Source organism: Panacibacter microcysteis, from assembly GCF_015831355.1.
Taxonomy (GTDB): Bacteria; Bacteroidota; Bacteroidia; order Chitinophagales; family Chitinophagaceae; genus Panacibacter; species Panacibacter microcysteis.
Map to the genome: position 1 here is coordinate 1,774,561 of NZ_JADWYR010000001.1, position 23,913 is coordinate 1,798,473.

Below are 23,913 nucleotides of genomic sequence, written 5' to 3' on the forward strand. Positions count from 1 at the left end.
AAAAGAAAAGCGTTTTCAGTTGGTTGAGATCAAAGCCTTTTGCGTAGTTTGATTTAAAAAGCAATCATGAAATTCCTTTTAACCCTATCATCCTTTTTTTGCCTGGCCTACTATGTCAATGCACAGGACGCTCACTTTATACAGAATAAAGGTCAATGGAATGAAAAAGTAAAGTTCAGTGTAAACAATGGTAGCAGTAATATTTTCCTGCTTTCTAAAGGGTACAAAGTTTCTATAAATAGTGCAAGCGATCTTAAAACCATAGCTGAGCACCTGGGTAGGCACCAACCTGACAAGGAAAGAAGAAACAATAAAAAACTATTATTACGTTCGCATGCTTACGAGGTAAATTTTGTAAATGCAAATCCCTTAGCTGAAGTTATAACGGGAGAAGCTTCCGCAACATACAGTAATTATCTTTCCGGTAATGACCAGAGCAAATGGCAATTCAATTGCAAGTCATTTAGTACAGTTACTTTCAAAAATATTTATCCGGGCATAGACGTAAGGTATTTTATGAATGACCATCAATTTAAGTATGATCTTATTGTTAATCCCGGCGCGGATGTTACAAAAATATTGCTTGAGTTTAAGGGCACATCCGGTATATCTAAATTTGGAAATGATCTGCTCATAAAAACATCACTTGGAAATCTTTCTGAGTTAAAACCCTACACCTACCAGGTAACACCAGGGGGTGAGATAGAAGTTGCAACTGATTTTGTTGTGGAAGGAAGCAGGGTTTATTTTAATGTAAATGATTACGATAAAAGTAAGCCGCTTATAATAGATCCAGTATTGACATTTTCGACTTTTTCAGGTAGCACAGCAGATAATTGGGGTTACAGTTCGGCGTATGACGCGCAGGGAAATTTTTACCTGGCGGGCACTGTATTCGGTACGGGATTTCCTGTAAATAATGGCGCAATGCAACATGATTTTGCAGGCGGGTTTATTGATAATGGGATTAGCGGGTTTGATATCGGAATTATAAAATTTGATCCTACTGGTTCAAACAGAATTTATGCAACATATCTTGGTGGCAGCGGTAATGAAGAACCGCATAATCTTTGGGTAAATAAGAGCGGCGAGCTTGTTATAGCAGGGTCAACAAATTCTTCTGATTTTCCTGTAACGTTAAGTCCTTATGGCACAGCAGGAGCACGCGATATTTTTATAGCAAAATTGGATGCAGCAGGTCAAACACTCATTGCTTCAAGAAAGATCGGGGGATCTGGTGATGACGCAGTAAATATAAAAACGAAAGAGCAATTGTCTGGTGCAACAGCTACCAATAGAGCTTATGGAGATGATTGTCGAAGTGAGGTCATTACTGATAACAGTGATAATATTTATTTCGGTGCAAGTACCCAGTCTGTAAATTTTCCTGTTACCAATAATGCTTTTCAAAAAGCACTTTCGGGTTTCCAGGATGGCATAGTGGTAAAATTGAGCAGCAATCTGGATTCTGTTTATTTCAGTTCTTTTCTGGGCGGTAGTGGAGATGATGCTGTTTTTTCCATAGCATTAAGCCCTTTAAACAACCATCTTTATGTGGCAGGCGCAACTACGAGTAATAATTTATTAACGACAGGCAATAATGCCGGTCCTATATTGTATAAAAGTTTCAGGGGTGGAACCACGGATGGTTATATCGCCGAAATTGCGAATGACGGCAGCACGATTATGAATATGAGTTATGTCGGCTCAAGACAAGATGATATGGTGTATTTCCTTGCTCTTGATAAAGCAGGCTATCCATATGTTACAGGTACTGCAACAGAAGCGTTCCCCGTTATTAATGCAGGATATAAAACCGGCGCTAATGGAAAGCAATTTATTACGAAATTCAGCCCGTCTTTAAACCAGGTCATTTATTCAACAAATTTCGGCACAGGCAGATCATATCCTGATATAGTTCCAACCGCATTTGGTTTAGACAACTGTCAGAACGTTTACATCTCAGGATGGGGCGGTGGTTTAAACCTTTCGGGCTACTATTCGGCCAATACGACAGGACTTGCCGTAACTTCAAATGCTATCCGGTCTAACACAGACGGAAGCGATGCTTATGTTTTTGTGCTGGAGAAAAATGCCGGCAGCCAGCTGTACGGTACCTTTTTTGGAAATTATGTAGCAAATGGTTTTGATGATATCGGAGACCACACAGAAGGTGGAAACAGCCGCTTTGATAGTAATGGGAACCTTTACCTTGCCATTTGTGGTAATTGTCTAAAAACAGGAACATTTCCAACCACAGCGGGTGCATGGAGTACAACAAACCAGGCGACAACAGGTGCTGAATGTAGCATGACTGCGACAAAGATTAATATGAACCTGCAAACTTGTGTGCTGCCTGTGAAAATCGGCGTCTTCACCGGGGTGTATAAAAATGAGCAGTCGCTTTTACAATGGAAAACGTTACAGGAAATCAACAGCAATTATTTTGAAATTGAGCATAGCGTGGATGCTCAGAACTTCAACAGCATTGGTAAAGTAAATGCTTCAGGTAACAGCAATGTAGTAAAGGATTATTCTTTTGCTCACAGAAATCCGGGTATCGGTTTACATTACTACCGCTTAAAGTTGCATGATAAAGACGAAACTGCTGTTAACAGTAATATAGTGACTGTAGTTGCAGGTAATGAAGGTTTGGTTGTAACACTTTTTCCTAATCCTGCTCACTCCTCCATTACCCTTAACTATCCGCCATTAGTAAAAGAGACTTTTGTAAATATTCTTAGCTCTAAAGGAGAGATTGTAACACGTGTTTTATTGGCGGCGGGTTCTCAGCAAAAAGAAACAGACATTCGATCATTATCTTCCGGTTCTTATTTTATACAATTTCAAAACAACGGTAAAATCGAAAATATTCCCTTTATAAAGCAGTAGTAACTGATAAAACATTAAAAGACCTTGCAAAAAGTAATACGATTTTTGTTATGCGTGAACGCGTATGAAAATCATCATATTGATGCAGGTTGTTTATTCATGCTTAATCCTCATTTATTATTAATTGCTCATCTCCTTTATTATGAACCGCGATAAATTTCTTTCCATTACCGGCCTGTCTTTTTTGGGCGCAATGTTTTTTGGTGGCAGCAGGAAAAATGCGCCGCTACTTACCGAATGCAACGACCCCATAACACCTGCCGTACCAATAGGGCCTTATTACAAAGATGAAAAGCTTAACCGTGCAGCCATTGCAGAGCATAAAAAGGGCACTGCAATAACTTACCATATAAAAGTGGAAGATAAAGCATGCAGGCCTGTACAGGGCGCCATCGTAGATATATGGCAGTGCGATGCGGACGGCCATTATTCTGATTTTGAGCAGGAACATACGGCTGGCCAAACATGGCTGCGGGGTTACCAGGTTACCAATGAGAAAGGTGAGTGCATGTTTACTTCCATCTTTCCCGGGTGGTATACCGGCAGGCTTACACATGTACATGCCAAAGTACACATAGCTGGTAAAGATGTATTAACCACCAATTTCTTTTTTCCAAAAGCCATAGAAGAAGAAGTGTTTGGTACTACGCTGTACCCGAAAGGCATAAACCCTACCACACAGGCGCAGGATTTTGAACTGCATGACGATAAAGACACCAGCCGCCGCGATGCCCTCGTGATGCAGGTTACAAAGCAGGCCAATGGCAGTCTTGCCGGCAAGTGTACAATAGCGCTTGCATAGGTAATGGTTAAAACATATGCAGCGGGCTACACCCTGCCGACACATTTGCTGCCGTACAAGTGAGTGACACAACAGGCGATGCCAGTAGCAATGCAGCCCGGGCACATATTCATCACTCTAAGATTACGCGTTTCAGGTAGTAGCAGTTTTCATCTGCTGTTGGTGTAACCGTACTCTTTATTGTTACAGCTTCTTTACCCAACAGCATTTTCTGCACGCCCTTATCTGTGGTGATTTCTAACGGCAATTGCATGGGCGCATTGGGAATGGTAACGGTGTATGTGTTCTTTCCTGTATGGCGGATGGTTATATCAAGCTTCTGCGTAGTACGCAGGTAAAAATCAAATAACGGTTTCACACTTGTGCCGGCAGCCTGCGAGAACAGTTGCTCTACCTTATCTGTGTTTACAAAATTGCTGTAAGTGTATGCACTGTCTGTGGCCAGTTTTTTAATTGCGGGGAAGAAAATATCATCACCCAATACGTAGCGCAGCGTATGCATGAAAAATGCGCCCTTCGAATAAATATCCCCTATGTAGGCGGTTTCTTCATCGAGGTCTTTGCCTTGTACGATGGGCAGTTTGTTTTCTATACCCAACAGGCTGTTTTTAAAGTGATCGGTATAAGCCTGTTCGCCGGCTTTATCATAGATGTACAAAGCGTCGCCAAAACTGCAGATGCCTTCATGTATCCAGAAATCGGCCCAGTCTATGGCCGTTACTTTATTACCCCACCACTCATGGCCAAACTCGTGGTACATGAGCCAGTCAAAATCTGTATTGCCCACTTTTACATACCTGAACTTATTGCCGTAAGCATTCATTGTCTGGTGTTCCATACCAAGATGTGGTGTTTCAACAATACCGATCTTCTCTTTGGCCCACGGGTACTCACCAAAATATTTTTCCTGCACCTGTGCCATCTGTGCCAGCATATCAAGGTGGTGGTCTGCATACTGCGCATGCCCTGCCAGTACATAAAACTGCATGGGCACTTTGGTGCCGTTTACGGTGGTATATGTTTTTGTAACAGCTTTATAATTGCCCACGTTAAAGAGTATGCTGTAGTTGTTGATGGTATATGTCGTTTTCCAATGGTAGGTAGCGCTGCCGCCCTTTTGTTTTACACCCTGCAGCAAACCCGGCCCTGCCACCACCAGGTTTTTTGGTACCGTGATCAGCAGGTCTGCGCCTTCATCCGGCTCATCAGAAGGGTGGTCTTTGCATGGGTAGTAGATCTTGCCGCCCGTGCCTTCTGCAGTAATGGCCAGCCATGTATGCCCGGTAGAGTCTTGTGTCCAGGTAAAGCCATCATCCCACGGCGGGTTTACGGCAATATGCGGCTTGCCGGCATACTGTATTTTAACGGCTGCGCGACCCGCAGCCAGTTGCTGTGCAGGGGTTATACGCACCATTGCATTGGTATGGGAAAAGGCTGCCGGTTTATTGTTGATCCATACGCGGCTTACCTGCAGCTCGTTCATCAGGTCGAACAGCAGCACAGCAGCGGGCTCCTGCAAGACAATATCAATGTTTGTATAACCGCTGATGCTATGTGCAGCGGTATCAACGGTAAGTGCAATGGTGTAGTGTTTTACATCCATCACAGCCTGTTCAGGTTTTAGTTTACCGCCCGATGTAAGTTTTTGCGCACCAGTGGTAATGCCTGCCAGCAACAGGCACAGGAGCAAGAATGGTCTCATAAAAAACAGTTTGCTTAAAGATACTTTTGACATGGCACAGTGCATAAAGTTTTTGGTGAATGGTTGCAGGCATGCTAATTGATGCTACACCATAAAACAATACCATGGAATGGCGCATAGGTTGTTCGGGCTTTAGTTACAAAGAATGGAAAGGTACATTTTACCCGCAGGACATGCCGTCCATCCGCTGGTTTGATTTTTATGCGGAACATTTCAATACGCTTGAGCTGAATGTAACGTTCTATCATTTTCCACGGGTAAAAACCCTGCAGCAGTGGTACAAAAAAAGCCCCGCAGGTTTTTTGTTTGCCGTAAAAGCGCCGCGGCTCATTACCCATTATAAAAAGTTCAACGACTGCAAAAGCCTGCTCGATGATTTTTATACTGTCTGCAGCAAAGGGCTGCAGGAAAAGCTTGGGCCCGTATTGTTCCAGTTGCCCGCAGCTGTACATTACAGCGAAGCTTTTCTTGAAACACTGGTACAAAGTATGCAGCGCAGTTACATAAACGTTATAGAGTTCAGGCATGAGAGCTGGTGGCGTACCGATGTATATACAGCACTCGGGAAAGCCGGTATCATTTTCTGCGGTATCAACCATCCAACGCTGCCCACGCCCATCATCATTAATAACGACATCGCTTATTATCGTTTACATGGTGTGCCCGGGTTGTATTTTAGCGAGTATGATAACAGTATGGTAAAGGGTATGGCAGACGGCCTGCTGCACAGCAAACGCACCAGGCAGGCTTTTGTATTGTTCAACAATACCGCTACCATGGCCGGCATTAATAATGCAAACATGCTCAAAGATTACATCACCCGCTAGTGTGCGGTGTTTTTTTGGTGTGAACCCGGCATGGGTAGTCGTGGCATCGCCTGTTGCGTCGCACACTTGTACAGTAGTTTTTTATGGCGGCTGGAGCGATGCACTGTACCGGGTTTGTTTAACATTCAACCATTAATTTCGTAGTATGGCAGATGTGCACAGCAGGGAAACGAGAAGTTATAATATGTCTCAGATAAAGGGCATCAATACGAAGCCGGAAATGCTGGTGCATTTTAAATTTCAACCATACCACAAGATTGTAAATAGTTGAAAATATTTGCATAGAATTCGGGTAATCTTGTTACATCTTTGATATCTCCGCGAGGAACGAATATAATAATTCCTTCTCTTGCTCTAGTTAGCAATACTCTATATGTGTTTACAAGAAATTGTTGTTCTTCAATACTCTTGACTTTTTTCCAATTAGTTCCAGAGAAACTCTTAAAGTCCCAAGAATTATAATCTCGTCGCAAATCTGCATCCCAACATATGCCGACCCAATCTAGCTCTAAACCTTGCATTTTGTATTCTGTAGCAACCATCTCTAAATAATAAGATGACCTAACATCATTTTCAGGATTAAGAAACCAAAGAGTTTCATCTATTTCTTCCCTCACATTGATGCCGTAAGGTTTGAGCCTCAATCCACCTGAACTTGCAATTAATCCAATTCGTCTTGATCCGGAAATTTTTTGACGTAACCAATCTTTTGCAGTCTCAATATTTCTAGTCACAAAAAGAGGGTAATATAATTTAATTGAGTCAGATAATCTCAGAGCTTCTTCTTGATTGTTATCAATCACGGCGTTAACCCATTTATTCAGATTGTTGGCTTTAAAAGATCTTTGACTAACAGTTAAATGTAAATGATCACTAGTCTTATACTTTACATTAATTGGAATACTTGGAAAAAGTTTTTTCTCAGCCATTGAAGTACCTCCTTGGAGTAGTTCGGGTGAGATGTGAACCTCCCATTGCCAATATTTATTTTGAATAGCCTGCCCCCATTCACTTATACCCCCTTCCCCAGTATTGATTTCTTGTCCACCTCCAACTAATGCGATGATTACAGCCCACTCTTTATGACGACTCATAAATTCGAATAGTAATTCAGCTTCTGATTTTTCTTCGACTAATAAAGGATTTTTTTCTCTGTTCTGATTTTGTTTTGCTTTATTACTGAAATGCTTTGCATTCCAGCAACGTTGAGCTTCGTCAAAAACAACAATTTTCTCTATTGGAGGTGTGGTTTTTCTTAAGCCATCTTTTATAAATACGTGGAGGTTTTGAATTTTAGATTGTATTTCTCTTTCAGAATCTTTCTTTTTGGGTCGTACTTTCAATTTCTTCGACTCAAACAGGAATTTTTGTTTCTCGAAATGATCCCTGCACAATGCCTCCCTCAAAACGTTTATTAACGGACCATTCCCCGAAAAATATGCCATATTGAGATCATCTTCACCAAATTCTTCTTTTTCGTGAACAAGATCTAATCCTACCAAAGTTTTCCCTGCTCCTGGAACGCCCGTAACAAAGCAAATAACTTTTTTATTCCTGTTTTTTGATTCTTTGATTGTTTTAATCAAGTATTCTTTTGTTTTCGAAAGATTAGTAGCTCCAAATCTTGAAATATCTTCAACTCCTTGTCCAGCAAATAATGCTTTCGCTGCCTGAACAATTGTTGGTGTTGGTTCGTATTCACTTTGCTCCCATTCGTAAGGATTAATTTTATTGTTTGAATTATTGTGATAATTTAAATATGTATTATAAATTATGCTTGCAAAGTTTTTTGCGTTTGCTTTCAGACATGAGCAAACTCCTGACTCATTTACTGCATGCGTTTGTTGAAATAGATTTTCGGCTAATGGCGCAAAGAGGATTGGAAAAATTGTTCTTCCTCTACTTTTTAAATGGAAATCTCTTAAATCAAGTGCATAGTCTTCCGCTTGTCTTATATCTTGCTGGTCAAATTTTTTACGGTCATACTTAAACTCAATGACAAAAATTAGGTCTTCAGCAATAACAATGACATCAATTCTTTTTGACAACCTAGGAATTTCATATTCAAGCAGAATATGCCAGTCTTCTATTGACTTATCTATCTTAACTATTTCTGAGAATGACTGTGTCAAAAGAAAAAGACTGTTCTTCCAAGAAGTAGTCGTCATAGTCCATTGACTTGTAAAAGTTGTTGCTTCTATATTAAGTTTGCCAACTATTGCGTCTATATCTGCTTTTAAAAATGAATCAATAGTACTGTGGAAATATGCTTGTCTCATTTTCTGAATTCTTTGGTGTTAAAGAATTCAGTAATTGAAACATCAAGAGCATTGATAAGTCTTTCCATAATTTCTAATGAAACATTTCTTCGACCATTTTCTATATCTGTAACATAGGTCCTATCGACTTCTGCTTTATACGCCAACCCTTCCTGAGAAAGTTCTCGTTGCTTCCTAAGTTCTCTTACCCGTTGACCAACTTTCAATTTAATATCCATTCTTGAAAGGTCAATTAATGTGGCTTATAAGTCAACGGACTTTAAGGGTCATGCATATTTATTATATAGTTAGAGGAATTAGTATTAAGAGATAGCAAGCAACGGACAAAGCCTTTCCCGCTTCTGCTCCCCCCAACCTCCCACAGCACAAGTGTGCGACGCAACCAAAGCCCAATAGCCATCCCACAGCCGGGTACATAAAAATCTTCCTGCTACCTTTTCGGTATTAACGCCGATGAGACACGAATACGAAAGGTTGCCAACCACATATGCCTATAATATTCCCGGCTCATATGAAGATGAATGCGATGCCGCGCAGGATGCTTACCCCGGCCGTATGCAGCAACACAAAACAGTGGACAATGAAAAAGCCTGCGGCGCACACAGCGTGATCAGTATTGCCAGCAACAGGAAACACAAACAGTAAAAGGATCATAACGCTTACCCGGGTGTGTGGCTGCAGGAACCCGTGGCCACCGGGCATGCAGACAACCTGGTAGACAGCAAAGACATGCTTTCTTCTTCGCTCATGGTATTGCCGGGGCAAAGCAATGCAAAACAGCATGCCGTGTTCATCTTAAAAGAAGCATTTGCTTATGAACATGCGGAGATCGCCGCTGTGCCGGATATTACGGGTGAACATTCACGTAAGCTGCCCAGCCGCGCAAAGGCACAACTGAAGCAGCCGGGTGCAAAAGGTAAAGCCTGCAACAGAACTGCGGCTCGTGGAAAAATAGCTTTCAGCTATACAAAAGGGAGATATGTTGCAACCGGAACAGATGCTGCATGACCATATCACCGTTGTAACAGACGGTGGTGGCAGGATTGCTGCATTCCGCAACATCATTGCAGTCCGCGACAATGTGACCAGGCTGCTGCTGTGCTGCGGGTTGATTGAACACAGGTAAGTTTTGGCAGTGGTTACATTTTATTGCATAGTAACTACTATTCAGCGGCAATGAACCACGCACAACCAAAACTTACCATCATGACAAAATGTTTACGCTTCATAACCTTCCTGGTCCTGTCGCTGTGTATGCAGCAATCGTTGTTTGCGCAGTTTGCACGAAGTGTAGGTGGCACCGATGCTGATAACGGGCAGGCCTTAGCCTACGATGCAGCCGGGAATACTTACATCATCGGAGATTTCAGGGGGAAGGCTGATTTTGACCCCGGGCCGGGCACGCTATACCTCAAAAGCAGTTGCCCCTGCGATGAAAGCAACCCTTTGCTGCCTGATATCTTCTTTGCCAAATACTCCAGGAACGGCGCTTTGATCTGGGCCAGGCAGGTAGGCGGCAGCGGTTATGATTATGGCCGTGGTATTGGCGTAGATGACGCAGGGAATGTATACATTACCGGTTCATTTGAAAGCACTGCTGATTTTGATCCTGGTACCGGCATCAGCAACCTGGTGGCGGCAGGCGGTAAAAATATATTCCTTGCAAAATATACTGCTTCGGGTAATTATCTCTGGGCATCAAACATCGGCAGCGGTGCCTGGGGCGAGGGCAACAGTTTATCCGTAAGTAATGCAGGTATACTAACCGTTGCAGGGTATTTCAATGGTACCGCAGATTTTGATCCTTCCGCGGGTATAGCAGCTTTTAACGCGGGTGGTTTCTCTGATCCTTTTTTTGCACGCTACACCGCAGATGGTACCTATATGTGGGCTAAAACGATTACCGGTAGCGGGGAGTCGTCCGGGCAACATCTTTACGTGGATTCTGCCGGTGCTATTTATTTTACCGGGAATTTTTATGGCACTGCAGATTTCAATACCGGCGCAGGTGTATTTGAGTTAACAGGTACCAATGCAAAAGATGCATTTTATGCAAAGTATACTGCCAGCGGCGAGTTTGTATGGGCCACCAGGGTGGGTGGCAATGGCGACGAAAGCGGTACAGCCATCATCGCTGATAAAGCAGGTAATGTATACGCCACCGGGTATTATATCAACGAGATTGATTTTGATCCCGGGGCAGGCATATTCAATATGTCAAGCGGTATTGGTGCTTATAACGGTTATCTTCTGAAACTTAATAAAGACGGGCTGTTTGAATGGGCAAACAATATCTACAGCGGCCAGTTTAATGTTGGTCTTTCACTGTCGCTGGATGCACAGCAAAACGTTTATGCTACAGGTTATTTTAGTGGTACCACTTCATTCAGCCCCGCAACTTCTATAACAAGTGCCGGCGGTACAGACATCTTTATTGCGGTATACAAATCAACGGGCGCACTACTCAATATTTTTAAAGAAGGCGGTATTACCAACGACTGGGCATCTGCTATTGCAGTGGATGCGAAAGGCTTTATCTATGTTACCGGTTATTACACCGGTGCTGCGCAGTTTACCATTAATGGCGCCATTACCACGTTAACCAGTGCAGGTAATGGTGATGTATATTTTCTGAAGGCCAAAAGAAAATCTTTACAAACCGCGGCAGTGGCTGCGGCAACTGCTACAGATCTTATGGCAGGTAACAGCAGCAATGCCGGCCAAACAATGTTGCACCAGAATATACCCAACCCGGCACAATCGTACACCACTGTTGCTTATAACCTGGGTACTGCTGCACAGGTGCGTTTATCACTTGTTGATATGAATGGTAAAGAAGTAATGGTACTAAAAAATGCCATGCAACAAAAAGGCCTGTATACCTTGCAGGTAAATGTTGGCAGGCTTAAGAGCGGCATCTATATCTGGCGGCTGGCAGCAGGTAACGAATACTTTACAAAAAAGCTGGTTGTTCAATAACAGGCGGGCACATCAAGCCATGTTGCGGCGGTAAGCATGTTGCCTGCTGCCCATGAATATAACCTTAACAAACGTTGCAGCATATGCTGCAACGTTTGTTTTATCCGGTAATGCTATTTCACCACCGTTACACGCAGGTAAGTGGCCGTAATAAAAGTTGTGTCGTCTGTGCTTTGGTTGTGTGCTTTAAACAGCTCTTCCAATTCCTGCTGCAATGCTGCTTCTTTGCCATTGGCTGCGGCAGCTTCAAAAGCATTCATTGTAGGGCCGTAATAATTGCGAAAACGGGCCAGGTATACTTCCGGCGAAAAAGCCGCCCTGAAGGTGAAAGTATCTTTTTCAAAATGAATATTTGCTGCAGGTATGCCTGCCTGTTCAAAACGTTCCGTTACATGGCTTTCCACGCCCCAAAGCATCGGGCTTATAAAGCCTTCCGGTGGTGGCGGTGTATAGGCGCTGCTTATTTTGAGTATCTGTGCCACAAGCGTTGGGTCTCCCGGTATCCAGTTGCCCATTACTATGCGGCCGCCGGGTTTGGTTACACGTACCATTTCTTTGGCTACATCAAAAGGTTTGGGTGCAAACATAGCCCCGAAGATGCTTACCACCAGGTCAAAAGTGTTATCATCAATCCCCGTAAGGTTAGCTGCATCGCCTTCCCTGATGGTACAGTTGGTAATGCCAGCTTCGGCAATGCGTTTGTTACCGGCTGCTACCAGGTTGGCTGCAATGTCTATACCAGTTACATGCGCACCGAGTTTTGCTTCGGGCAGTGCCGTGTTGCCATCACCGCAACCAAGATCAAGCACCTGCATGCCGGGTGTAATGTGTAGTTTGGCGGCAAGGTCTTCGCCGCTTTGTCGCATGGTCTCGGCAATTTTTGTAAAATCGCCTTTCTCCCATAAGGCTTTGTTTGGATTCATGGTGTTTTTCATTTTAGGACCTAAAAGGTAAAAAGATTAAATGGCTAATGCAAGTGCCGGTAGAAGATAAAAGGGTATTTTTTGTGGCCGGGCTGTATTGCTGCTATAAGGCATTGGTTGCGTCGCACTCTTGTACGGATGGTAATACTATTCAGCAAGGGTGCGGCGCTGTTGCTGCAGCATGGGCAGGTGTTATGCGGTCTTTGCTATAAGCTTCGCGTTTGCTGCACCATGTACAGAACGTACAAGTGAGTGACACAACAACAGCTTCATGCATGTACTGCAGCCCGTAGCAAAACAATAATAACGTGTTGAAATGTTTACGCAGTTCATGTAAACGATATGCGGGTAGCTATTGATTGCAACAATGCGCAAACGTTAGACCGTCATCTTTGCAAATTCCTGCAGTTTTATTGGCTTTAGCAGTTTTACAAGTTTGCCTGCATAACGTATAATTTTCTGCTTTACCAATTCATTGGTTATTTTAAAGAAGGTCTCATAAATGGTGCCTGCAAAAGAGGCCATATCCTGTCTTGTAAGGGTAATGTTGTTATAGCCTTCATCATCCTGCCCGAATTTTTTGTACAACATAAACAAGGTGTCTGCAACGCGGCCTTTTACATCCATCAGCGCAAGATCGCGTATGCTTTTTTCTGCGCTTAGCATTAACTGCTGCATGTGCATACCTTGCTATGCATGTACAGCGGTCCGCAGACCCTGTTGTATCGGGTTACTTCAGGTGGCTTATATGTGGTGTTGGGTTAAATTGGGCGGTACGGCAGCATTTTATATACCCTACCTCTTTAAGCACCATTCGATTTTCAGTTGAGCTTTGCACGCGGTATCGTTGCTGCCATTATTTACTTTCCATTTTGCCGGTGGCAGCGTTGTTGTTGCCGGTTTTGAATGCCTTCCATAAATACCAGCACAAAACGTACACGAGCCACAGTGCGGAAAATGCGGCAATACCGATAAGGTTTGCATGCATGTCTTCAGGATCTGCATTGCCATGTATTTTGCGGTGCAACAGTGTGTTTGAATATTCCTGGGCATATTCAATTGCCACACCAAATGCATAGAGCATTGCAAATATCAGCGCGTGAATCAGGAGATTTCTTTTGGCAAAAAGTATGTTGAGGAATGCAGCGGCCAAAAAATAAAAAAGGGTGTGCATCTCCCGGTCCCTGCCGGAAAACATAGCGGGCAATCTTAGCATAAACCCTGCTATGGCAATGCCAAAAGCGATGAACGTGATCAGTAATTTATGCCAGAACTTTAATTGCATATTCATAAAACAGTATGGTAAAAATTGTTGCTAACCAAACACCGATGAATATACAATTATTGTATGGCAGTACCGGTTAATTATCTGATGAGCACAACGGTGCCACGTTTGATAAATTTTTTACCGGTATAATCTGTGGCTTCTGCCACTACTGCGTATGCGGTAAGCGCCGCAGGCATGCCATTTATAGTGCCATCCCATCCTTTTGTAAAGTCCCGTGTGTAGAAAACGCGTTCGCCATAGCGGTTGTATACGGCAAAATAATCAAGGCTTTTCATACCTACCGGTATTGCTTTCAGTGCATCATTTTTACCGTCCCTGTTTGGCGTAAAACCGGTAGGTATAAGAATATCCGGGCCTAAATATCTTTTTATAAGAATGGTACTGTGCGCATCGCAGCCTTCATTGGTTACTGCATCAAGCCGGTAGCGCAATTCACGGTCGTATGTAGCTACGGGGTTTTCAATGTGGGTGTCGCTGAGCCCGATAGGCGGGCTCCAGGTATAGTGATTGTTGTTACCACCATTTGCATTCAGTTGTACCGGCTGGTTCTTGGCTGCCAGCGTATCGTAACCTGCAAATGCCTTGTTTTTAAAAATGGTTAAGGGCCTGTGAATTGTATCGGTACAGCCATGGATTGTTTTTGCATACAATGTAAAAGCGTTATCACCCTCGTTCATAAAATATTTTGTAAGCTCATGATTGCCTTTTTTCTGCCCGTTACCAAGATCCCAGTACCATTCGCTTACAAGACCGGTAAGATCTGTTGCGGTGTATTTAATGGTGCGGTAAACACAGGAATCACTTACATGCAATGAAGTGGACGGGTGTGGGAATACATGAAAAAAACTGTCTTTGGGAATACTGTTACAGCCATAATTGGTGGTTGCCTGCAGTGTAAGTGCATAATCACCTTCTGCAAAAACTGTTGCAGGGTTTTGTGCGGTAAAGCTAGTATTGTTCACCTGCCATTTCCAGGTGTTGATCACTTCTCCGGTTACTGTTGCGGGCAGCCATGAAGCATCCTGCAGGTGTAAGGTTTTATTGTCGCACAGCGGTGGGTCTAAACGATATGCTGCTACAGGCTGGTTGCGTACCTCAATTGTTTTGGTAACCGTATCAGAAACACATCCTTCATCAGTTGTTACCACAAGCGAAACGGGTATAGGGCCTGCAGCCGGCGGAATAAAGCTTGCGGGGTTTTGAACGTTATCAGGGGTACCGTTGATCATCCATTGCCATGTATTGATGTTAGACAATTGTTGCGGCACATTGCTCTGGTCTGTTAATGACAACACTGTTTCGTTCTGGCAAACTGTACCCGGGTAAATAAAATCAGCAACCGGTTTTGGCACTACTGTAATGATTGCCTGCTGCGTATTTTCACACACGCCGGAATTGGTTACTTTAAGGGTTACGCTGAAGCGGCCATAATCTTTGAAGGAATGTTGTACCGTGTCTTTTGTGAGCAACGTGGAAGTATCACCAAAATCCCACTGAAGTGTAGGATTGCTAAGGTTGGTAGAATGATTGAAAAAAGTAAAAACATTGTCTTCCTGGCATCCGGAAGTGCTGCTGGCAGAGAAGGCAGCTACCGGTACAGGCTCTACGTGAACGGTTAGTTTCTTTTTAAAACTTTCGCAGCCAAACAACACTTTTTGCGATACATAATAATAAAACGTACCAGCCTTATTGGTAGCAGGTATCAGCGGTTCTGCAGAGCCGGGTTGTAGTGTATCGGTGTACCAAAGCAGATCGCTGTTGATCGCTGCTGTTGCCTCCAGCGGCGGTGCATTCTCATGCTGGCAGAAATAATATAATGTTTTTCCTTTAGGCGTATCTGGCACAGGCAATGGTGTAACGATAGAATATACGGTGTCGCGGCACCCATAGCCCGGGTAGGGTTCCAGGTCGACCCAAAACTTACCCGTTGTGACGGGTGGCGGCGAGAGTGTAAGATTTTGACTTGTGCCCAGTATTTTGGAATAGTCTTCATTGTACCAGGTATAATACTTAAAACCATAAGGTGCATTCAGCAGCAGCGCGTTTGTTTCAATACAATAGGGCGCGGTGGCAAGAATGTTTGAGCAGCCGGAGCCTACATCCAGGTAGGCATAGCCAAAATGCCCGCCCAGTGTACAATCCCCCGTTTTAAATTCCAACGTTACCTGCTTGCCTGCAAGCCCCACAAATTGTATGGAAACAGGCGACCATTCTTTGTATAAAATGTCACTGTTGGGTGCTGTATGTTTGAAACCGGGTATCTGGCCGTTGGAAATATAATTGTAAGACGCACAGTTGATCAGGTTGCCTGTGCCCGTTTCATAAGCTGTTACAAAAAAGCGTGGCTGTTCATAGGGCGAATGCTGCGGATCCTGGAACACCACCGCATAGAAATAGGTAAAACTGAATGTGTCTTCTGTAGTTGGTACATTGAAAGTATAACTGATTCCTTCTGCCTGTGCATTTACATCATCATTACCGAGCTTTACTGAATACTTGCCACCGTACGGACAAAGCTGCGGAAACTTGCCATAGGGATCGAGCGGGATAACGCCGGATGGATCTGCAGAAATGATCTTGTGCCTGATGGACATTGTATCTGTAGCATCAGGTTTAAGGTCAATTACATTTTGTACCCCGCTGGAGTAAGTTGTACCGGTAGAAAAATCCCAGTGTGAAAAATCTCCCTGTTCAAAATCAATGTTGGGCGGACATGTGTTTTGTGCTTGTACAGCAGTATACAAAAGGATACTAAACAGGGTAAGTATGAAGAATCTCATAGCAGGGGTTTAGGTTTGGAGCACAATATTAATCCAGTGCCTTAATAAATCCAAATCAGCAGGATTAAGATAAGATTGATTCTTTGAGAATGGCTGCAGCTGCCGGTAATGATTTTTGCGGGGATTGTGCCCGGAGCCCGCAGCTGCCATGAAAAAGGAACGATGAAACGAGCGTGGCAACAGGCGATGCCATGACTACCAATGATGGCTACATGATTATTCTCCGTACATCAACGCGTGATCGCCAGGCCCTGCACGGCCGTTAACTGCAGTGCTCTGGCAGGCATATGAATGTATTGTGTATACGTACCTGCCCGTTTGGTAATCAAGACACGTTGAATTTTCCGGTGCACGGCCAAATACACCATTGTCTCCGGTGCCCGGTGCTATAACACCGGTGTTGGTTTTAAACTCCATGGTGCCCCACATTTCCCACCAGTTGCTTTTCCAGCCTTCGCCTGTAAAAGCAAGCGTGCCATTTTCTATAATAAAAAGGATAAGCGTTGTTATCTATGAGTATATCCACATGGTCTGCTGCTGTATCTGTTACAACAGCCTGTGTTGTAAACGGGTGGTCCCAATCTATGTTTACAGTCCTGATGGTGATGTTTGAACTACGGTCGATGGTGAAAGGTTGCACCCGGTTGTGGTACACAGAATCTGCACCGTTACATTCCGGTGTAAGCTTGCTGAAAGCAGCAATCATCACCGGGCAGCGTTTGGGATTAACGTCGGTGGTGTTCGATTCAAAATAAAAAATGACCGGGTGTAACAATGCTTTACGCATGACACGCAGAAGTTATAGCAGTATAGTTATTATGGCAGAAAGATAAAATCAACCTGCATTGTATGGGCACATAATTTTAGCAGGTGCAGGTAAAACCTTAGCAATAGCTTTTTGCGTTGAAAAGCTGTAATCTTTAGAGCATTTCTATACTAACCAACGTTAACTTAAAATTTAAATTAATTATCCACATTTTATTTAAACATCATTAACTTTACGCTCTCAAAATTTTTAGATCACAATTTATGCTGAACTGAAGTTGAAACAGATTACAACACATAGTCACCTCTTATCTTTCCATCCTGTAATGATGGGTGTTGTTAACTTGCCCGAACCAATCTGCTTCCGACCGGTACGACGACCTCGTATTTGATATTTCAATCAGCTTTACAGATTACATCCTGTTCTCCTGGTTTGCTTACACCCGTAAGCTATACGTGTATCTTTTTTAATCATTAGCATCTACAACATTGGAACAAAATATAACTGTACGTGTAGCCCATAGTGGCGATGTACACTACGCCAAAACGATTACAGACGAAATGGAGGCTTCTGCCAAAGCCCGTGGTACCGGTATTGCTAAAAGAAGCCCTGAATATATTGCCAATAAAATGGAGGAAGGAAAAGCGGTTATTGCCCACACAAAAGATGGCAGTTGGGTAGGCTTTTGCTACATAGAAACGTGGGAAGGTGAGTATGTTGCCAACAGCGGTTTAATTGTTTCTCCCGCCTTTCGTAAAAGTGGTGTTGCCAAAGAGATCAAGCGTACCATCTTCAACCTTTCGCGCCAGAAATATCCCAATGCAAAAATATTTGGTTTAACAACAGGCCTTGCAGTAATGAAGATCAACAGCGAGCTGGGTTACGAGCCCGTAACGTACAGCGAGCTTACGCAGGATGAAAAATTCTGGGCCGGTTGCAGGAGCTGTGTAAACTATGATATACTGATGAGCAAAGACCGTAAGAACTGCATGTGCACAGCCATGTTGTACGATCCTGCCGATCATTACACGCCTGAAGAAACCAAAGAAAATTTTGAACAGAAAAGCAAAGTGTTCGAGCGGCTCATGAGTTTAAAACAACGCATTTTCGGTAATAAAGAAAAAGAAGTTAGAGGTGCAGCCAAACCAAAATCACTGTTGCATTATTTCTTTTGGCGTGTAGCAGCAAAACGAGTGTAAAAGAAAGGCAATCATGGGCCAGGGGTTTGGAATATATATTAAGCTGCTGTTGCGTCGCACTCTTGTACTGTATAGCAACAGGCAGCAGTTTCGGGTGCAGCAGCGCACACAGTTATAACATCTGCTGCAACCTTTCATCATCGATCTGATTTTTTCACATTTATACATCTTACATGAAAAAAGTAGTACTAGGTTTTTCCGGCGGTTTAGATACAACATACTGCGTAAAATATCTTACAGAAGAAAAAGGCTACGAAGTACACAGTGTTATTGTAAACACCGGCGGCTTCACACGGGAAGAGTTGGATAAAATAGCTGTGCACGCAAAAACATTGGGTGTAACATCTCATACCACGGTAGATGCTGTAAAGGGTTACTATGACCGCATTATAAAATACCTCGTATTTGGCAATGTATTAAAGAACAATACTTACCCGCTTAGTGTAAGTGCAGAGCGTCTTGTACAGGCATTGCATATTGCAGAGCATGTACAAAAATTACAGGCAGATGCCGTGGCGCATGGCAGTACCGGCGCCGGCAACGACCAGGTTCGTTTCGATATGGTTTTTCATATTATGATTCCCAATGTAGAGATCATTACGCCAATCAGGGATCTTAAGCTTAGCCGCGAAGAAGAGATCAGCTATCTTAAAAGCAAAGGCGTAGACATGAATTTTGAAAAAGCTGCCTATTCCATCAACAAAGGATTATGGGGCACCAGTGTAGGTGGAAAAGAAACATTGCACTCAAAAGGTATGTTACCTGAAGAAGCATGGCCAACACAGGTTACCAAAACAGGCAGCGAAGAAGTAAAACTTCATTTTGAGAAAGGAGAACTTACCGCGGTGAATGACCAGTCTTTTGAGCATCCTTCAGCAGCAATACAATATTTACAAACCATAGCCGGTGCGTATGGTATTGGCAGAGATATACACGTGGGCGATACAATTATTGGCATCAAAGGCCGTGTGGGTTTTGAAGCAGCGGCCCCCATGGTTATACTAAAAGCGCACCATGCATTGGAAAAACATGTGCTTACCAAATGGCAGCTTAGCTGGAAAGATACGATTGCAAATTTCTATGGCAACTGGTTACATGAAGGCCAGATACTCGACCCCGTAATGAGAGATATCGAAGCTTTCTTACAAAGTGCGCAGGCCAATGTAACCGGGGATGTTTTTGTGCAGTTACAGCCATACCGCTTCCAGGTAACCGGTATTGAAAGCAACTATGATCTTATGAGCAGTAAGTTTGGCAAATACGGCGAAATGAACAGCGGCTGGAGCGGACAGGATGTACGCGGCTTCAGTAAAATATTCGGTAACCAAACATCCATGTACTACCAGGTAAAAAAGGATGTTGAGGGGGCTGCAGGCAATTAGAGTTTCGTCCGTGCTCAACGCATGCCACCGGATTCAAGCGGGGGTAATGCGCTATCATGCACACGCGCAGCAGTTCTTTTTTATTCCCCGAGGAATTGCCAACTTTGAAGTTAAAAGCAAACAGCATAGCAAGGCTTTTTATAGCGCCGGGCAATCAGCATCAGGTCAGTAGCGCAACAGGCACAGACCGTGTTTTCCTGGTCTGCTCTCAACCTTCAACCAATACAGACAGGTTCAATTGTGATGAATATGAAAAAAATCAATGCAGGCATAGTAGGTGGTGCCGGTTATACCGGCGGAGAGCTGATCAGGTTATTGCTAAACCACCCGTTTGCTGAAATAAGTTTTGTGCACAGCAATAGCAACAGTGGTAATCCCCTGCACAAAGTACACCAGGATCTTATTGGTGAAACCGGCATTCGCTTTACCGGCGAACTGAGTGATGATATCGATATATTGTTTTTATGTACCGGTCATGGAGAAGCAAAAAAATTCCTGGAGAAAAATAATATTCCGCCGCATATAAAAGTCATCGACTTATCAAATGATTTTCGGTTGACCGCCAATGCATTTTTTCATACCACCTACACCGGCATTGAATCCGAAGTGGTAACACGTTATTTTGTATATGGCTTACCGGAGTTGAACAAAGCGCAAATACAGCAGGCGCAAAATATTGCCAATCCCGGCTGTTTTGCTACAGCCATACAGTTAGGCCTGTTGCCGCTGGCAAAGGCAGGTTTATTAAACGAGGTGTACACTACCGGCATTACAGGCTCAACCGGCGCAGGCCAGGGTCTTGCAAATACATCGCACTTTAGCTGGCGTGCAAATAATATCCAGGCTTATAAAACATTAACGCACCAGCATCTTGGCGAGATTGGCCAGTCGCTGCTGCAGCTGCAGCCCAACAGCAATATCGACCTTTCATTCGTGCCATGGCGCGGCGATTTTACACGCGGTATTTTTATCAGTTCCACACTGCATTGCGATCTGGAGCAGGCAGCGCTCAAACAACTATACAACGATTTTTATGCCGGTCATCATTTTGTGTGTGTAAGTGAAGAGCCGATCTTTTTAAAGCAGGTTGTTAATACCAACAAGTGTGTAATACAACTGGAAAAAGTAGGCAGTAAGCTGGTTGTGCATTCTGCAATCGACAACTTGTTAAAAGGTGCATCAGGCCAGGCCGTACAAAACATGAACCTCATGTTTGGTATAGAAGAAGCAGCGGGGCTAAGATTGAAGGCGGCGGCGTTTTAAAGTGTTAAGTTATAAGTTTTGAGTAGTAAGTTGTAAGATCGATGCAAAACTATAAAGATTTAAAAGTTTGGGAAAAGGCTCATTCATTTACATTGAAAGTTTATGAATATGCCAGCCAGTTTCCAAAAGAAGAAATGTACAGTTTAACCAGCCAGCTTAAAAGGTCTGCGTCGTCTATACCGGCAAATATTGCGGAAGGATGCGGTAAAAATTCAAAACAGGAATTTGCTCATTTCCTGAATATTGCTTTAGGCTCTGCAAACGAATCGGAATATTTTGTTATCCTGGCCAGGGACCTTACTTATTTGAGCGAGCAAAATTTTAATACCTTATTTAATATCATCAATGAAGTAAAAGGAATGTTGATTGCACTTATAAATAAAGTACGGGCATAACTTATTACTTCCAACTTATTACTTATGACTTTATTCGACGTCTACCCGCTCAACAACATCACCATCACTAAGGCGTTAGGCTCTTATGTGTGGGATGATAAAGGCACGCAGTATCTTGATATCTATGGCGGCCATGCTGTAATAAGCATTGGTCATACAAACCCGCACTGGGTAAAACGTATCGAAGAGCAGTTGCACAATATTGCATTTTATTCCAACTCGGTAATCATACCCATACAACAGCAGCTTGCTGCAAAGCTGGGCAAGGTAAGTGGCAAAGAAGACTACCGGTTGTTTTTGGTAAACAGCGGTGCAGAAGCCAATGAAAATGCTTTAAAACTGGCGTCTTTTCATACCGGCAGAAAGAAAATTGTGGCGTTTGAAAAAGCTTTTCATGGCAGAACTTCTTTGGCTGTTGCAGTTACGGATAATCCAAAAATTGTGGCGCCGGTTAATGAAACAGACAATGTAACTTTTCTTCCTTTAAATGATGAAGCCGCACTGCAAAACTATTTTCAAGAGCATGGCAAAGAAACGGCTGCGGTTATTATAGAAGGCATACAGGGCGTGGGTGGTATTAATGTAGCAGGCGAAAGCTTTTTACAACTGATACGCAGTTTGTGTAATGACTATGGCGCAGTATATATTGCAGACAGTGTGCAGTGTGGTTATGGCCGCAGCGGCAAATTTTTCAGTCACGATTTTGGAGGTGTAAATGCAGATATTTATACCATGGCAAAAGGCATGGGCAACGGCTTCCCGGTTGGTGGTATGCTGATAGCACCGCATATACAGCCAAAGCATGGTATGCTGGGTACAACATTTGGCGGCAATCACCTGGCATGTGCTGCAGCACTGGCAGTGCTCGAAGTAATAGAGCAGGATTCACTTATGAAAATGGCAGAAGAGAACGGCACTTATTTAATAAACAGTTTGAAAGAAATCGAAGGCATTCAAAATGTACGCGGCCGTGGCCTGATGATCGGTTTTGATGTTACGGAAGAACTCCAAGACCTGCGTAAGATATTGTTGAATAAGCAACACATCTTTACCGGCGAAGCAAAGCCGAACGTTATTCGCCTGTTGCCAGCCATGAATATTTCACGGGAACAGATTGAAACGTTTTTGAATACACTAAAAGAAACAATTGCAGAAATCAACAATACAAAACCGGTAGAGGCGTAGAAGTATAATTTTGATACCGGCTATGGTATTTCATGGCATCGCCTGTTGCGTCGCAATCACTTGATCGTCCGGAACATTGTGGCAACAATGGAACAGCACAGCTTACGTGCGTTTAACCAAAACCTGGTAAGCAATACTCAGCAGCGTGGTGGCCGTGCAGCACAAAGAACCGAACGTACAAGTGAGTGACACAACAAAAGTTTAATAGTAGCAATACAGCTAAGTACATAAATAAATATATCAACAGCAGTGAAACAATTTATTTCCGTTAATGATGTCAGCAATATCAATACACTGGTAGAAAAAGCGCTGGCATACAAAGCTGATCCTTATAAAGACAGAACACTCGGCGCAGATAAACGCATCGGATTGTTATTTCTTAATCCCAGTTTACGTACCCGCCTTAGTACACAGGTTGCTGCGGGTAACCTTGGCATGGAAGCGATTGTGTTCAACGTTGATAAAGAAGGCTGGGCGCTTGAGTTTGAAGAAGGTGCAATTATGAGCGGAAGTTCTGTTGAACACATCAAAGATGCGGCGCCCATTTTGGGTAGTTACTTTGATATACTCTGTATCAGAACATTTCCCTCTCTCAAGAACCGCGAAGATGATTACAGTGAATTATATATTTCCCAGTTTATAAAATATTGCGGCGTGCCGGTTATAAGCCTTGAAAGCGCTACGTTGCATCCATTGCAATCATTAACGGATATTGTTACCATTAAAGAAGTATTATCCGGCAATGCAGCTATAAAGAGTAAACCAAAAATTGTTTTAACCTGGGCACCACATGTAAAAGCTTTGCCGCAGTGTGTGGCCAATAGTTTTGCGCAATGGATCAATGCCTGGGGCGAAGCAGAGTTTGTTATTACACACCCGGAAGATTATGAACTGAGCGAAGCATTTACACGTGGCGCAACGATAACCACAAACCAGGATGAAGCATTGAAAGATGCAGATTTTGTGTATGTAAAAAACTGGAGCACTTTTAAAGATTATGGCAAGATATACGAGAACGACCCGCGGTGGATGCTCACAGATGCTAAACTGCAACTGACGAATAATGCAAAGGTGATGCATTGCCTGCCGGTAAGAAGGAACGTGGAATTAAGTGATGAAATACTGGATGGACCAAACAGTATTGTAACACAACAGGCCGGCAACCGCGTATGGGCAGCACAGGCTGTGATAAGTGAGATATTAGTAAGTTCTAAGTAGTAAATGCTAAGAAGTAAGTGATAAGACGTGAGT

At 43.3% G+C, this 23,913-nt stretch carries 21 protein-coding genes; 12 read left to right on the forward strand and 9 right to left on the reverse strand.

What is annotated here, in order from left to right:
* Positions 1-66 precede the first annotated feature (66 nt).
* Both I5907_RS07185 and I5907_RS07190 read left to right on the forward strand, forming a co-directional pair.
* Positions 67-2,892, forward strand: coding sequence for a DUF7948 domain-containing protein (locus I5907_RS07185; protein WP_196990033.1), 2,826 nt, complete (start codon positions 67-69; stop codon positions 2,890-2,892).
* A 142-nt stretch (positions 2,893-3,034) separates the two neighbouring features.
* A complete protein-coding gene (locus I5907_RS07190; protein ID WP_196990034.1) occupies positions 3,035-3,694 on the forward strand; it encodes a dioxygenase family protein in 660 nt (219 codons plus the stop codon).
* Positions 3,695-3,806: 112 nt separating this feature from the next.
* Here the strand turns inward: I5907_RS07190 and I5907_RS07195 are convergent, their stop codons facing one another.
* Entirely contained in the window at positions 3,807-5,396 is a 1,590-nt protein-coding gene (locus I5907_RS07195) for a M1 family metallopeptidase (protein WP_196990035.1), read from the reverse strand.
* Positions 5,397-5,500: 104 nt separating this feature from the next.
* Between I5907_RS07195 and I5907_RS07200 the strand changes: the two genes are divergently transcribed.
* Positions 5,501-6,223: a DUF72 domain-containing protein gene (locus tag I5907_RS07200; RefSeq protein WP_196990036.1), complete on the forward strand. Its 723-nt coding sequence runs from the start codon at positions 5,501-5,503 to the stop codon at positions 6,221-6,223.
* 233 nt (positions 6,224-6,456) lie between these two features.
* On the opposite strand, the gene I5907_RS07210 is transcribed toward I5907_RS07200, so the two are convergent.
* Both I5907_RS07210 and I5907_RS07215 read right to left on the reverse strand, forming a co-directional pair.
* Complete coding sequence (locus tag I5907_RS07210; protein ID WP_196990037.1) at positions 6,457-8,502, reverse strand: DNA/RNA helicase domain-containing protein; 2,046 nt, start codon at positions 8,500-8,502, stop codon at positions 6,457-6,459.
* Positions 8,499-8,720: a helix-turn-helix domain-containing protein gene (locus I5907_RS07215; RefSeq protein WP_196990038.1), complete on the reverse strand. Its 222-nt coding sequence runs from the start codon at positions 8,718-8,720 to the stop codon at positions 8,499-8,501. The genes I5907_RS07210 and I5907_RS07215 overlap by 4 nt, the downstream gene beginning before the upstream one ends.
* 235 nt (positions 8,721-8,955) lie before the next feature.
* Between I5907_RS07215 and I5907_RS07220 the strand changes: the two genes are divergently transcribed.
* The 3 genes from I5907_RS07220 to I5907_RS07230 all read left to right on the forward strand — a co-directional run bounded on the left by I5907_RS07220 (position 8,956) and on the right by I5907_RS07230 (position 11,481).
* Positions 8,956-9,147, forward strand: a complete 192-nt coding sequence (locus tag I5907_RS07220) for a hypothetical protein (RefSeq protein WP_196990039.1) — start codon at positions 8,956-8,958, stop codon at positions 9,145-9,147.
* A gap of 24 nt (positions 9,148-9,171) precedes the next feature.
* On the forward strand, positions 9,172-9,510 hold the full coding sequence (locus I5907_RS07225) for a sigma-70 family RNA polymerase sigma factor family protein (RefSeq protein WP_196990040.1): 339 nt from the start codon (positions 9,172-9,174) through the stop codon (positions 9,508-9,510).
* A 198-nt stretch (positions 9,511-9,708) separates the two neighbouring features.
* Positions 9,709-11,481 carry an SBBP repeat-containing protein gene (locus I5907_RS07230; RefSeq protein WP_196990041.1) on the forward strand — a complete coding sequence of 591 codons (1,773 nt, stop codon included), beginning with the start codon at positions 9,709-9,711 and terminating at the stop codon, positions 11,479-11,481.
* A gap of 113 nt (positions 11,482-11,594) precedes the next feature.
* Here I5907_RS07230 and I5907_RS07235 read toward each other — a convergent pair whose 3' ends face one another.
* From I5907_RS07235 to I5907_RS07260, 6 genes are all read right to left on the reverse strand, one after another.
* The gene (locus I5907_RS07235; RefSeq protein ID WP_231401991.1) at positions 11,595-12,404 is read right to left on the reverse strand and encodes a class I SAM-dependent methyltransferase; all 810 of its coding nucleotides are present in this window, start codon (positions 12,402-12,404) and stop codon (positions 11,595-11,597) included.
* Between the two features lie 378 nt (positions 12,405-12,782).
* A complete protein-coding gene (locus I5907_RS07240; RefSeq protein WP_196990043.1) occupies positions 12,783-13,082 on the reverse strand; it encodes a Crp/Fnr family transcriptional regulator in 300 nt (99 codons plus the stop codon).
* Positions 13,083-13,260: 178 nt separating this feature from the next.
* A complete protein-coding gene (locus tag I5907_RS07245; RefSeq protein ID WP_196990044.1) occupies positions 13,261-13,695 on the reverse strand; it encodes a hypothetical protein in 435 nt (144 codons plus the stop codon).
* A gap of 74 nt (positions 13,696-13,769) precedes the next feature.
* On the reverse strand, positions 13,770-16,472 hold the full coding sequence (locus I5907_RS07250; RefSeq protein WP_196990045.1) for a PKD domain-containing protein: 2,703 nt from the start codon (positions 16,470-16,472) through the stop codon (positions 13,770-13,772).
* Positions 16,473-16,688: 216 nt separating this feature from the next.
* Positions 16,689-16,982 carry a hypothetical protein gene (locus I5907_RS07255; RefSeq protein ID WP_428842557.1) on the reverse strand — a complete coding sequence of 98 codons (294 nt, stop codon included), beginning with the start codon at positions 16,980-16,982 and terminating at the stop codon, positions 16,689-16,691.
* Positions 16,879-17,259, reverse strand: coding sequence for a hypothetical protein (locus tag I5907_RS07260; RefSeq protein ID WP_196990047.1), 381 nt, complete (start codon positions 17,257-17,259; stop codon positions 16,879-16,881). Before I5907_RS07260 ends, I5907_RS07255 begins: the two co-directional genes overlap by 104 nt.
* 467 nt (positions 17,260-17,726) lie before the next feature.
* On the opposite strand from I5907_RS07260, the gene I5907_RS07265 reads away from it, so the two are divergent.
* From I5907_RS07265 to I5907_RS21900, 6 genes are all read left to right on the forward strand, one after another.
* A complete protein-coding gene (locus I5907_RS07265; protein ID WP_196990048.1) occupies positions 17,727-18,437 on the forward strand; it encodes a GNAT family N-acetyltransferase in 711 nt (236 codons plus the stop codon).
* A 173-nt stretch (positions 18,438-18,610) separates the two neighbouring features.
* Positions 18,611-19,819 carry an argininosuccinate synthase gene (argG, locus tag I5907_RS07270; protein ID WP_196990049.1) on the forward strand — a complete coding sequence of 403 codons (1,209 nt, stop codon included), beginning with the start codon at positions 18,611-18,613 and terminating at the stop codon, positions 19,817-19,819.
* 249 nt (positions 19,820-20,068) lie between these two features.
* Positions 20,069-21,082 (forward strand): N-acetyl-gamma-glutamyl-phosphate reductase, encoded by a 1,014-nt coding sequence (gene argC / locus I5907_RS07275; protein WP_196990050.1) that lies wholly within the window; start codon positions 20,069-20,071, stop codon positions 21,080-21,082.
* Between the two features lie 41 nt (positions 21,083-21,123).
* A complete protein-coding gene (locus I5907_RS07280) occupies positions 21,124-21,477 on the forward strand; it encodes a four helix bundle protein (protein WP_196990051.1) in 354 nt (117 codons plus the stop codon).
* 24 nt (positions 21,478-21,501) lie between these two features.
* On the forward strand, positions 21,502-22,662 hold the full coding sequence (locus tag I5907_RS07285; protein WP_196990052.1) for an aspartate aminotransferase family protein: 1,161 nt from the start codon (positions 21,502-21,504) through the stop codon (positions 22,660-22,662).
* Positions 22,663-22,911: 249 nt separating this feature from the next.
* Positions 22,912-23,880, forward strand: coding sequence for a Rossmann-fold NAD(P)-binding domain-containing protein (locus I5907_RS21900; protein ID WP_196990053.1), 969 nt, complete (start codon positions 22,912-22,914; stop codon positions 23,878-23,880).
* Positions 23,881-23,913 lie beyond the last annotated feature (33 nt).